Annotated in this window: 14 protein-coding genes and 2 pseudogenes; 4 read left to right on the forward strand and 12 right to left on the reverse strand. The window is 48.2% G+C overall.

From position 1 onward, the window contains the following. Positions 1 to 43 precede the first annotated feature (43 nt). From D1646_RS10385 to D1646_RS10420, 8 genes are all read right to left on the reverse strand, one after another. Positions 44 to 433, reverse strand: coding sequence for a type II toxin-antitoxin system RelE/ParE family toxin (locus tag D1646_RS10385; RefSeq protein WP_160636393.1), 390 nt, complete (start codon positions 431 to 433; stop codon positions 44 to 46). Beyond that, complete coding sequence (locus tag D1646_RS10390; protein ID WP_160636394.1) at positions 405 to 848, reverse strand: hypothetical protein; 444 nt, start codon at positions 846 to 848, stop codon at positions 405 to 407. Before D1646_RS10390 ends, D1646_RS10385 begins: the two co-directional genes overlap by 29 nt. Positions 849 to 931: 83 nt before the next feature. Beyond that, on the reverse strand, positions 932 to 1,285 hold the full coding sequence (locus tag D1646_RS10395; RefSeq protein ID WP_160636395.1) for a hypothetical protein: 354 nt from the start codon (positions 1,283 to 1,285) through the stop codon (positions 932 to 934). Then, on the reverse strand, positions 1,282 to 2,283 hold the full coding sequence (locus D1646_RS10400; protein ID WP_243154120.1) for a ParB N-terminal domain-containing protein: 1,002 nt from the start codon (positions 2,281 to 2,283) through the stop codon (positions 1,282 to 1,284). The genes D1646_RS10395 and D1646_RS10400 overlap by 4 nt, the downstream gene beginning before the upstream one ends. Next, on the reverse strand, positions 2,210 to 3,055 hold the full coding sequence (locus tag D1646_RS10405) for a ParA family protein (protein WP_160636396.1): 846 nt from the start codon (positions 3,053 to 3,055) through the stop codon (positions 2,210 to 2,212). The genes D1646_RS10400 and D1646_RS10405 overlap by 74 nt, the downstream gene beginning before the upstream one ends. A 7-nt stretch (positions 3,056 to 3,062) precedes the next feature. Then, the gene (locus D1646_RS23950) at positions 3,063 to 3,320 is read right to left on the reverse strand and encodes a recombinase family protein (RefSeq protein WP_160636397.1); all 258 of its coding nucleotides are present in this window, start codon (positions 3,318 to 3,320) and stop codon (positions 3,063 to 3,065) included. A gap of 90 nt (positions 3,321 to 3,410) precedes the next feature. After that, positions 3,411 to 3,599, reverse strand: coding sequence for a hypothetical protein (locus D1646_RS10415; RefSeq protein ID WP_160636398.1), 189 nt, complete (start codon positions 3,597 to 3,599; stop codon positions 3,411 to 3,413). 4 nt (positions 3,600 to 3,603) lie between these two features. Further along, positions 3,604 to 4,716: an AAA family ATPase gene (locus D1646_RS10420; RefSeq protein WP_160636399.1), complete on the reverse strand. Its 1,113-nt coding sequence runs from the start codon at positions 4,714 to 4,716 to the stop codon at positions 3,604 to 3,606. A 308-nt stretch (positions 4,717 to 5,024) separates the two neighbouring features. On the opposite strand from D1646_RS10420, the gene D1646_RS10425 reads away from it, so the two are divergent. Beyond that, a complete protein-coding gene (locus D1646_RS10425; protein ID WP_160636400.1) occupies positions 5,025 to 5,648 on the forward strand; it encodes a helix-turn-helix transcriptional regulator in 624 nt (207 codons plus the stop codon). Between the two features lie 403 nt (positions 5,649 to 6,051). Continuing rightward, positions 6,052 to 6,310 (forward strand): annotated as a pseudogene (locus tag D1646_RS23200) (DUF6061 family protein). A 177-nt stretch (positions 6,311 to 6,487) separates the two neighbouring features. Here D1646_RS23200 and D1646_RS10430 read toward each other — a convergent pair. The 4 genes from D1646_RS10430 to D1646_RS10445 all read right to left on the reverse strand — a co-directional run bounded on the left by D1646_RS10430 (position 6,488) and on the right by D1646_RS10445 (position 10,347). After that, positions 6,488 to 7,585 carry an RES family NAD+ phosphorylase gene (locus tag D1646_RS10430; RefSeq protein WP_160636401.1) on the reverse strand — a complete coding sequence of 366 codons (1,098 nt, stop codon included), beginning with the start codon at positions 7,583 to 7,585 and terminating at the stop codon, positions 6,488 to 6,490. Further along, positions 7,582 to 8,520: a sce7725 family protein gene (locus D1646_RS10435; RefSeq protein ID WP_160636402.1), complete on the reverse strand. Its 939-nt coding sequence runs from the start codon at positions 8,518 to 8,520 to the stop codon at positions 7,582 to 7,584. Before D1646_RS10435 ends, D1646_RS10430 begins: the two co-directional genes overlap by 4 nt. A gap of 9 nt (positions 8,521 to 8,529) precedes the next feature. Next, on the reverse strand, positions 8,530 to 9,369 hold the full coding sequence (locus D1646_RS10440) for a sce7726 family protein (protein ID WP_160636403.1): 840 nt from the start codon (positions 9,367 to 9,369) through the stop codon (positions 8,530 to 8,532). Positions 9,370 to 9,492: 123 nt separating this feature from the next. Further along, positions 9,493 to 10,347, reverse strand: coding sequence for a helix-turn-helix transcriptional regulator (locus D1646_RS10445; RefSeq protein WP_160636404.1), 855 nt, complete (start codon positions 10,345 to 10,347; stop codon positions 9,493 to 9,495). A 565-nt stretch (positions 10,348 to 10,912) separates the two neighbouring features. Between D1646_RS10445 and D1646_RS10450 the strand changes: the two genes are divergently transcribed. Together D1646_RS10450 and D1646_RS10455 are read left to right on the forward strand one after the other, a co-directional pair. Then, positions 10,913 to 11,143, forward strand: a complete 231-nt coding sequence (locus tag D1646_RS10450; RefSeq protein ID WP_243154121.1) for an LLM class flavin-dependent oxidoreductase — start codon at positions 10,913 to 10,915, stop codon at positions 11,141 to 11,143. A 400-nt stretch (positions 11,144 to 11,543) separates the two neighbouring features. Beyond that, positions 11,544 to 11,986 (forward strand): annotated as a pseudogene (locus D1646_RS10455) (recombinase family protein); the annotation flags it as partial.

Below are 11,986 nucleotides of genomic sequence, written 5' to 3' on the forward strand. Positions count from 1 at the left end.
GACAACGCCAGCGCGGCTGCCAGGGTGATGGGTACGATGGGTTTCATTTGGATTCCTCCCTGATTTTATATTCTACTGCGTATTCCGGATGATCCCGAAATTCCGCCAGCAGTCTGAGTGAGTGCTCCAGCGCCTTTTCTGTGTCGCGCTGCCGCCGCTTGATAAATGGGGTCAAAAACAAAGTGTCGCCATTCTCCATCCGCGTGAAGATAATACGAATCATATTCTTGCTTTTGGCCCGCAGTTCATAGAGCGATTGATACCGCTCAATGCCAAAATGCTTCACATAGGGCTCCCGCATTGCCGCCTCCGGCATTTGCAGCAGCAGAGCAAATAAGGAAAATATTTTCTGCCGCTGTTTTTCCTCCAGGCTGTCCAGAAACGCATACAGGGGCGGAGTTCCCTCACCTGGGGCTGTGATCCATAATTTCACGGGGGTCGGCCTCCTTTTCCTTTTTCTCCACATCCGCCATCAGCTGTGACAGATATGCGGTAAACCCCAGCGAGAACCGTGTCAGCGCCGGGGCATGGCCCGCCAGCCACCACACCGGATCGGGCAGCGGCTTGCGCAATGCGTCATACTGGAGGGACAGCAGCAGGAAAATACGCTGCGGGTCGTTCCGCTCCTCCAGCTCGCAGAATGCAGCTGTGATTTTGGAGATAGTCTCCAGAGACTCATAGGTATCGCAGAGATCATCAAAAAATGAAGCCGCAAAAATATGGATAAACCCCTGCATAGCGGCTTCGTCCACATCTCCCGCTCCTGTGAGCAGCCCCATTCTGCTCAAGCGGGCGCCGGAGGACCCATCAAAGGGGTCCGGCCTCCGTTTGGCAATTTGTCCTGTCATAGTCGTTGCACCTCCTGTTTTTTGCAAAAGAAAAGCCCGGCCCCTGTGTGAGTGCCACACAGGGGCCAAGCTATATGGATAAATTATAGGGATAAACGCTTTTTAGTTTGCTCCGGGACCGCTTTCCGCAGTTCACCCAAGGATGAGCTGTCAGGAGCCGTCCGGATGATCTCCAGGATATCGCCCCAAATCAGCTGGTTTACAGACAGCTTGTCCTTCAAAACACCGTCGTCGTAACAGTGCAGGACAGACACCAGATTCAGCCGGTTCATGATGACCCGGTATTGCCTGGAGATATTGGTTTTGTCTTTGTAGGGAGTGCTTTCTGTCACTGTAATGGAAAGGATCTCGCTGTCCGGCTCATCCAGCCTGCTCTGGACCTCCGACTGGAGCACATCAGGGCAGTCCGACAGGGATATGGGTGTGACCTGTATCATGCTGATTCCTCCCCTACCTGTCCGAAATATAGGGCCAGGGCCTCCCCGATGATCCGTTCCACCTCTTTTTGAGGAGTTCCGGGCTTGAAATAGGTGTAGTAAAGACTTCTCCCAATACTGACTGCTTTGGGACCGGAAGGCTTGGGGTTACGCAGAAAGTCAACGACACCCTGCTCGGTAAGGGATTCTGTCTCCGCCAGTTTACGCAGGCCCGCTGCCTGGGCGTCCGACATTTTACGCGGATACCGGTTCATCCCGGCGAATACGGCCAGTTGATTCTCCCTGCTCAGGTAGGAGAGAGAAACAGCGGAGGCCAGGGTCAGAAGTTTGGCGTCCAGTTTGAGCCTGAGACAGTCCAGCAGCTGATTGATCCGCAGGTAGTTGGCCACCTGACGCCCGGTGAGATCATAGTCCCCACCCAGGGTATCCCGGTTTTTGGACTTGTGGAAGTCACTTCCACAAGTTTCCCCGCCGCCCTCCAAAGCTTTCAGTTCCCGAAGGATGTCGTTTCGCTTACCCTGGGAAAACATCTCCGAATACCGCAGGGCGAGCACCGCCGCCTTTTCACTGGGGAGTAAGTCGCTGAAGGACCGCTGGAGCATGTTGGTTTCCACCACATACATCAGAGCTTCCGTGTCGGACAGCCCCTCTTTGATCAGACACCAGGCGCCGTCCAGGCCAGCAATCTGCCCCGCGTTCATTCGGTTGTGGCCGGAGAGCATCTCATAGTCGTACACGTCGCCATCTGAGATACGGCGGATAATCAGCGGCATGAGTATCCCGTTCTGGCGAATGCTCTCCACCATGTCGGAAAGCCGTTCCCCGGTATAAAGTCGAAATGGATGGCCCGCGAACTGACGAATCTTAGAGAAGGAGATAAAGACCAGGCGGAGCCCTTTCTGGGTGATTTCAATTTCCCGCTCGTTATCCTGCCCGGCAAACTCCGCTGCCAGGGAGGACATGGAGCGTACTCCTTTGGGCGGGGGTGCTTTCGACATAGCTGATCAACTCCTTTGCAAAGGCCCGGTATGCAATGCTGGCCTTAGAATCTGGGGCATATTCCATCACTGTCAGCCCACGGCTGATAGCATCCCCAACCTTTACTGTCTCCGGGATGGCCGTCCGAAACACCCGAATTTCATCTTGAAACGCAGTTTCTACATTGGTCCGCGTTATTCGGTAAAGATTTGTCCTCAGATTACAGCGGGAAAAGACAATGCCCTCAAATTGAATGGCTGGGTTTAGTCTCCTCCGGTTTTTCAAGACGCTGGCAATTAAATCACTCAGCCCTTCTGTAGAGTAGAACTCCGGGCAGATGGGAATGAGAACGCTGTCTGCCGCCGTGAGTGCGTTGGTCATAAGGGGACTGGCAGCCCGGTTGGTGTCGATGATAATGTAGTCGTAATGGGGCCGAAGCGGAGAGAGTATCTCCTGCAAAAACCGCTCTGTCCCCATTTCGGTGAGCAAGCTGGTCTCCAGCTTGGCCAGGCTTTTGCTTCCAGGAATCAGATCGACCTTCCCGCACCGCTGAATGTAGGTGCTTGGAGCAGGCAAGTCCTGGTCATCCAGGAGCTTGGCTATGACCCCGCTGACGTCCAGTGTGGGAGCTTGTCCATCCGGAAGAAGGGTGGCGGAGAGGTTCGTCTGAGGGTCGAAATCCACGCAGAGGACCCGCCGCCCCTGCTCGGCCAGTATGTAGGATAAGTGCTGACAAATCGTGGTTTTCGTTACGCCGCCTTTCTGATTGGCAACTGTGATAATTCTACACATTTCTTTATCATCCTCCCCAATGGCCCTTATGTTGGGACCGCATAAAAATTAGGACCAAATCAGGAAAGCCTTGCAGCACAAGCACTTTCTGACCTAGTCCTAATATAATACTTTCATCACAGTAGGTCGAGTAGAGGTTCCAGCCTTGTTCATGGACGTAGCGGCTGAGCATTTCCCTCTGGTTCTCCACGGACACGCTTTCGCCGGTTCTCTCGTCCTCACGGCTGAGCCTGCAATAAATTCCAACATTATAGGTTTCCTGCATCTTTGATTTTACCTCCCAAAGAGCAGTGCAAATGGCGGTCGATTACCTTACCGCCATTATAGCACGCTCACGCTCTGATGCAAAGGCCCTTTATGCGATACGGCCGATTTTCTCCATCGCCGCCAGATCGAGTAAATCGCCAATCTGGCCTTTGTCAGAAAACACGCTTTTGACCCGGTAGACAACGCCGCCAATGTTGACCTCGGTGTAATCGTTCAGACGGCAAACCGTCTTATTTTCCAACTCCACCGGGGGCTGGTTCATGTTCGGATACTCCATACCGTCACGCTCCTTCCGGGCCATCAGTGACGGTAATGTAGCTATTGCAGGTATTTTCACCACCAGCCCTGGTGTCGGAAATACCGTCATTACCTACATTAGCTGCACAGTCCTCATGAATATCCTTGAGATAGACCCGGCGGCCTTTGCCGGTCCGCTTGCCGGAGCGGTACAGGACACCGTACTCATTTGCCAGTTCCGTAATATGGGCGTTCATCAAGCGGGTCAGCGTGTGCGGCTCCGCGTCCAGTTCATGCTGGGCTTTCAGTTCTTCCAGCAACTCCGCCGCATACCCAATCCACTCATGCCGTTCACGGATAAAGTTCTGAACAGCGGTCAAAACGGGGTGCGGCTCTTTTTCCCGCATATCGCCGCCAAAGGAAACGAAATCCCAGATCTTTCGCTGTTTATCAAAGCGAAGGTTCAACTGCGTGTCGGCCACCTCCCACCCGGTCACATCCAGTGTGGCGGTGGTCTCCATCCGGGAGGACTTTTGCAGGACGAGAGCACCATCGGCACAGCCCAGCAGGCCGGTCGTGCCGGAAATCATGTTGAAGGAATCAGAGGAACCGGCCTTGCGGGTGTGGTGGACTACCAGCACCGTTACCAGAAAACGGTCAGCGATTTTCTTCAGGACGCAGACGGTCTCATAGTCGCTGGCGTAGTTGTACTGCTCCTGTCCGGCTTTGCGGACACGCTGGAGAGTGTCGATAATCACCAGCTTCACATGGGGATGGGCGGCGAGGAAGTTGGTAAGCTGTTCCTCGAAGCCCTCCCCGATATACAGGGCCTCGGTCGCAAGCCAGATATTGCCGGGACTGCCGCCGCTGACATCGTTCAGCCTTTGCTGGATTCTCTGGAAGGTGTCCTCCAGGCTGATGTAGAGGACGCCGCATTTCTCGGTTTTCAGCCCCCAGACCGGCTCGCCCTTGCTGACCTGGTTCGCCAGCCACAGCACCAGCCAGGACTTGCCCACCTTGGGCGCTCCGGCGAGGATGTAGATGCCCTGACCCATCAGCCCATCGACCAATGTGCCAGACGGGGCGTAGGTCGTGTCCAGCAGTTCCTCTGCCGGGATTACTTTCAATTCAGGGATTTTGCCTTTTTCTTCCGTCATTCACAGTTCCTTTCACAGTGTCCGCCAGCGAACACCATAACGCTGGTGGAGACAGTGGGTGAAGCGGCAAGGTGGCCCGGCTGACCTCCTTTCTGTCCGGGCTGGCCGCTGATTTGGTATATATGCTGGGTTGTTCTATTTACGGAAGTTTGTAGAGTTCGTTTTTGAACTGTATTATCATTGTAGCAGTTCAGAATTGTGCTGTCAAGAGATTTACAAAAATTCATTTCATTTTTGAACGGAGCATGATATAATAAGTGGCAGGACGGCGATACTGAAAATCAACATCAGGACGGGGAGGACATATCATGGGATTGCCGATTGACGCAACGCTGGGAGAGCGCATCCGTTTTTACCGCCAGCAGGCGGGGCTGACGCAAAAAGAACTCGCCGGCCTGTGCGAGGTCAGCGAGTCCGCCATCAGGAACTATGAGTTGGGGAACCGTGTGCCGGATTTTCTCACGCTCCATGCGATTACCGAAAAACTTCGGGTCAACTACGCCGCCATCGCCGGTGAAAAAGTCACCGACCTGGAGGGGGCTTTGCAGGCGTTATACAAGCTGGAAGAAATCTACGGACTATATCCGACCGAGGTGGACGGACAAATCCATTTCGTGTTCCGGGACGGCGTGGCGGTGGACAGGTTCAAGCCCGACCTGGATACCGTCATGAGCAGTCCAGGCACACTGCTCCAATACCGCATTCTGGGATTGATGAAAGCCTGCGCCCTGCACGATGCTGGAGAGTTGACCGATGAGGAATACGCCCTCTGGAAAAGCAAGTTCCCGGCATACATGAGCGACTTCTACGAATTTCGGAAACAAGTGGTGCGGACGGAGGAAGAAACTTTCGAGGGAGCCGCCCCCGTTCCGGCAGAGAAACTACAGTCCCCGAAACGGAGCCGGGAGCGGAAAATCAACAGCGGGCGGTAGCCGGAAAGCGGCAGAATTGCCGCGCAGCCAACCTCGGTAACGAGGTTGTTCAAGGGGTTTGGGATGCTTCCCAACAAGCAGAAACAGCGGTTTCCGGCAGCGCCGTGAACCGCTGTTTCGAGTCTTTGTTCCCACAAAGACATTGCTTGCAAGGTAAGTGAACCGCCGTCAACGGACAAGATGTTTCCGTTGATTTTCAATGTTGTCCTGGTTTGAAAATCAACAGGTCAAAGTGACCCGTTGAAGGATGATGCGCTACCGGGCAAGCAGGGCATTTGTTCCCAAAAATGCTCAAAACGGACTTCCAGCGTTAGGTGGGTGTCCGTAAAACAGTAACCAAAAACGAATGGCGACTGTCAGACAGGATTGGTTACAAAATACAAGGTTTTACGGAGATTCCACTATGAACAAGATGATATCATGTGAATTTAACATCGACACTGGCAATGTCGAATTGCGCTATGCGGACGGGAGCATGATTTCCATTGACTGCACCGAGGTCGAGAAAGAAATCGCTTTGAGCATCAACGCCTGTTCCGAACTGGAACTGGCTCGTTTTCAACGCCCCTTTGGATTATGCAGAGTTAGTCCTCTGTGGCGATTTGGAGGACTATCTCAGACGAGTGTCGGGTCTACACAGCGGGATTGAGGGCAATTCGTAATTTCACAGCAAGCGGGCGGAGTACCGGATTGACCGGCGCTCCGCCCGCTTTTTGTTTTTTCTGTCCAGGACACTTATTTCTTTCGCTTGCTCTTGCTGTGAGACTGTGAAGACCAATTTCGTAAAGCAGGTCTAAAATAAAATTACGAAATGAGTATCTGTCGGACGAGATATACTTTTATAAGACCTTTTTAGAAGTATATTGTAGTTTTTCTATGTCATATACATTGACGGCTATGCATTCAAACAAATCGGGATTAAAAATGGCAAGATTATATCCTCCCGGATTCGTTGTGCTGTTATATTCAATTCCATCGTATTCTCGCATATCGTTATGTTCGATACTTTTGATAAAATCAACGATATATTGTGTAGGGACATAGTCCAAAGTACTGTCACTCCTGCGCAAGGATTTACTCATCTCAGTATTTAATTTTTCAAGATATTGCTTGTTTATTGCGTGATCAAGATATTCAAGGCCTTCAACAAATGGACTAATCTCTGTTATGGCACGGAGATCCACCACTGTAATATCTTGTTTTAATCTGAATGTCCCGACACTTACAAAATCAAAGACGCCAGCACGTACTTCATGCAGGGTGGTGTCAATGTCACTTGCCACATAAAGGCAAGTAATACCTCTGGCATTAGCTCTGCCTTCTGAACTCTTACCTGCAGGAGGAGCCGACATTTCACTTATCGGATATCCAGATTGTTCAGAAATTCTTGCACGATAGAACAAATTTCCTGCCTTATAAGTTTTACGTATAAACGAACAATATTTTTCCAGAATTCCAAAGTTAATTAGTTTTGAGTGATATCTGTTTTGGGTTTTAATCTCCACAACAAAGGCATCCCAATCATTGTTTTTTAATAAAGCATGATCCTGTAAGTATATACTATCATATAACTCTGGAATTCCCACAGTTCCATCGAAAAGTTCAGGAACACTTACATAGAGTTCACCACAGACCGATTTTAATATCTCATATATTTGTGTTCGCGGAATATTTGCGAAAATATTCCATCTGCCTTTAAGATCATCAATTAAAGAACGAGTTTCAGCTTTGGGGTAGGTGTCTGGGAGCATAGAAGAAGGAGTGTATATATTTAGTAGCTCTTCAAAATAAGGAGTTAAATCGTTTTGAGTGCCAGTATCATATAAATGTCCATCTTTATGATGGCATATGGGACATTCTCCAGTATTCGATGCAGATACAGCACCGATAATTGATGCAATTTCTTTATCATTAAAACAATACTCACAAAAAATCATTTTGCTACCCCATCTAAATACCTACTCATCAGTTCAAGATGGTGCATGATTGAATACTTCTTTACAACCCCCAGTCCGGGATAGGTCTGGGCGTTGTAAGCCGCTTCAAATTCCCGGATACCTACTGTATCTAAATTTATAGTTTTATTCCATGCAACTAATTTCCCAGCAGCTTCTGCAAATTTTCTCGCTGGGTCGGAAATATCATCATTCGAATCGGAAACAAAGTGCGCAATTCGTAAAATATTTTTCTCATCAAAGTACACAATATGAATTGCTACCGCATATGGAGCAAAACCAGTTTCGCTGTATTCTTCGCCAACAACAGAATAGTCAGAAAACCCTTTGTATCCGTCATCCTCATAATATAAATGATCTGAAGAAAAGAATTCGGTTTCTATATCAGAGTAATCAATGTTTCTTGTTTGCTTTGGAAAATGATCTACACACATAACACGATTAGGACGAATTCTCCTTCTAAAATCACCCTTATCAGGAATCACATTATACAAGGGCCTACTATCGCCAACTGTTTTTTCATAATGGGCCACATATTCAGGGCTGGTGCAAAGCAGAAGTAACGAATCTATAGAAACTCCATTTTTTGCAGCGAGGTTAATACACGCCTCCAAATTAGGCGTTACATAGAAAGAAGAAATAATACTACTATTTTTAAGTTGCTCACACGCTTGTTGGAGATTTTTGGCATTACTTTCCCTTTTTGAATCCTTAATCCAAGAGCCTACTTGCGGATTACGAATAATAGCAATGAGTTTTCCGGCTTTTATAAAGGAATCAACAGTCTTTGTATATGTGGATGATACTTTTACCGGCTCTACAATGGGAATGATTTGATTGCTAAGAATATTTTTGCTGACACACTCGCGAAGAGCTAAAAGCTCAAATTGACGACCGCGCAAAATAGGAAAATACATAATAGCCTCCTATGCATTTAAAAAGCGACATAATTTTGCGTAGTCACTTTTCTTATAATTTGAAAAATATATCAAAAATTTTAATTCATATGGAATTTTGGAATATTCTGCAATATCGATTTTTGTCCGCAATTTCAAAGCTTGAATGAATAAATTGTATGAAATATCTGTTGACAATGACTCGAACAACCTTTGACACGTCCTATAATATTCAAACTGAGACACATCTGGCAATGAGCCAAAACATTTAATCAAAATTTGCTCATACTCGTTTTTGCGCAATACCTTAAACATTATAGGTTTCGAAAGCGTACCACGGTATTCAATAGGTTCTTTGCGAACGCTCAATGTTCCCTTTTTTGTTAATAAGCAAATCCCCACAGGAGTGTTTCGGAGCTTTTGCTGCACATCATCATAGTTTTTTTCTGATGTAACTACAACCACCCTTGAAAAAGCCTTATAGTAATCTTCTATCTGACCATCTAATCGATCAAAATTATCTAATTCGGTTTTTATCTCATAAACAATGGCCTTTCCATTTATTAAAATAAAATCAGCTTTAGAATTTCCGACCGGAATCTCCGTCAGTGCTGTTGTAGTACGCGGACTGTGAACTCCAAGTAAAAGTTTATTAAGCAGAGTATTTTTATAATAATACTCGTTTTGATATTCACTTCTAAGGTGCTGGTAAATTTCACTAATGCATTCCTGGTTAGTTTTGCACGAGTAATCAACTATATACCTACATATTGCTGCTACATATGCCGGACTTTCTCCATCTTCTATTACCTGCTTAAAGGTGTTTCGAGTAAAAAAGCGATTTAGTAGAATCGAATTTGAAGTGTCCACTCAAAGCACCTCCAATCACAATATAATACCAAGAAAGACTATCTAAATGCAATAACCCAAGTATATTGTACTTGACTCCAAAGAATTTGTCAAGGTAAGACAATCTGTAAAACGCAAATCAGTCTATTTACGATTTTTCTTGCCCTTGCTGTGAGACTGGTGAGGGCTACTCTTTCCCCGCCGACTGGCCTGACGGATTTGAAGTTTCTTGGACTTTGCCAGTATATCCATCAATGTCACAAATTGCTCCTTGGTGATGGCATCATAGTCAATGCCCAGCCCTGCAAGATAAACTCTGGCCTGTTTCTCCTGCGGACTGCCCTCATAGCTCATGGCAGTCTGCAAATATTCGCTGACAGCTTCGGCGGAAGATTCCCCGTCTGCGGTGGTGGAATCCTGTTTGTGGGCTTCTCTAATGTCAGAGAGAATGCCAATCAGGTCATCGGACAGCACTTGTTTGAAATATTCCGCCGTTTGGATTTGGGCGAGAGCCAGCGTCCGAGTATGTAAATCGCCGTCCTCTGCGGCATACTGCTGAATGACTTGCTGGCGCACCGCCTCAAGCATGGTGTTCATATCGTTGATCCTGCTGTCGGCAATCCGGTCAACATAGACTTCGGCATCGACTATCAACTGCTGGAATTTGTCATGCACCAGTAACTCGGACAGCAGCCGCTTATTATATTTTCCATCCCGTATCGCATCCACCGCATCATCCCGCAGATGTAGGGCTTGAAGCTCTGCATTTGCGGGATTTTTGTTTTCTGTCAGACCCAGCAAATAGTCTGTAGACACGCCGTAGAACTTTGCCAGCGTCACAACGGCAAAGGGGCTTATATCCTTGAAATCCTCGGACTCATATTTGCCGAGGGCTGATTTGGAAAGCCCTGTCTGTTCCGCAAGCTGTTCCAGACTCAGACCTCGGTCAACGACACGTAAGTCCTTCAAACGCTCTTGTATCGTCAATTTTGCTTCCATCTCTGCTCTCCGTCCATAAGCGTGGAAATCACGCCGATTTGCCACCCTTTTCCACCCTCTTGGATATACGGGAAGGGGCGTATTTTTTCGCTACAATGTACCTGACACGCACTACTGAACCTTGAAAATTGCATGACCGTCCGAATAAGATATGCTTTCCGGCGAAGTGCCGCCACGATATGAGCGCACCAAGGGAAGCGATACGCTGGGGTGAGATTCCCGGGCAGGAACGGCATTTGGGAAGAACGGCACCTAAAAATCATGGTTCAGATTCAAGCCTTGTGAAATCCGCAAACAATCGGTTGTTTGCGTACCTGTATCTGCACCAAAAAGCGTTTCGCTCAATAGTGAATGTGGTATGCTGTCCAACAAATCTTTTCTCTAATCAAGGAAAAAGCATACTCGTTGGCAAAGTCAAATGGCGGTCTATGTAAGCAAGGCATTACAGGTAAAAATCTGAACAAACGAGTTGATACCAACAAACAACGCTCTATGGCAAACAGGTATCGCACACTTGCGTATCCATTATACCACAGAGCGAACCAAAAGAGAGGGAAAATTTCACATGAACATGAAAAAAGCAGAAGCCTATCGAAATGAGATCAAATCCTATATTGTCCGGGCAGGCATGACCATGACGGAGGTGGTAGACTATCTGGCGGATGAGTACGGCTGGAGCGCCAGTGTTCCCAACCTGTCCGGCAAACTGCGGCGAGGTTCCCTCCGCTATGGCGAGGCTGTGGAGTTGGCTGATGCGCTGGGCTATAACATCATTTGGCAGAAGCGTGAGCGGTAAAATCAGGTGACCAAATTGGTCACTTACCAAAAATCAGTGGTTCAAATCGAACCACTGATTCCGTCAACATGGGATGGACAAATTCTGTCCACCCCACTTTTCCAAGATAGAAGCAGCTACAATCCATGATTTTTAGTAGCGGCTACCGAAATTTATGGTGGTGACAAACTCTGTCACCACCAGCTATTGTAACATGGAATCAACGGACAAAAGTTATCCGTTGATTTTCGGCATCGTGATGCGGACACAAAATGACCGCACCATATCATCAGAGCAAGCATCAACGGAGGTGAAGCATAGTCAAACATCTACGGCTATAGTCGTGTCAGCACCAGAGAACAGGCGGTGGCTGCTTAGATCCTAAAATCCTTGCGCGAAATGTGTCAACTCATATTGACAAAATCAAATCGAGATGCCCGCCGTCCACATGGCGCGGCATGGTGAGGGCTTGCACAAGACCAGGGATATTAAAGACCCCTGCCAGTGGTCTACCTCCACCGTTGTCAATATCCTCAAACGGCGGGAATACTTGGGCCATACCGTCAACTTCAAGACCCGAAAGCATTTCAAGGACAAGAAAAGCCACTATGTTGATGAAAGCGAATGGACAATTTTCGAGCATACCCATGAGGCTATCATCGACCAAGAAACCTTCGACAGTGTGCAGCGCATCCGGGGCAACGCCAAACGCTATGCGGACGGTTTTGGGGAGGCCGCACCGCTGACCGGGCTGATCTACTGTGCCGATTGCGGCGGCAAGATGTACGTTCACCGCACCTACAACGGCAAGCGTACCCCGCAGTACACTTGCTCCCAATACAGCAAAGTCCCCGTTGGCACTCG

The organism is Pseudoflavonifractor sp. 60 (assembly GCF_009911645.1).
GTDB lineage: Bacteria > Bacillota > Clostridia > Oscillospirales > Oscillospiraceae > Lawsonibacter.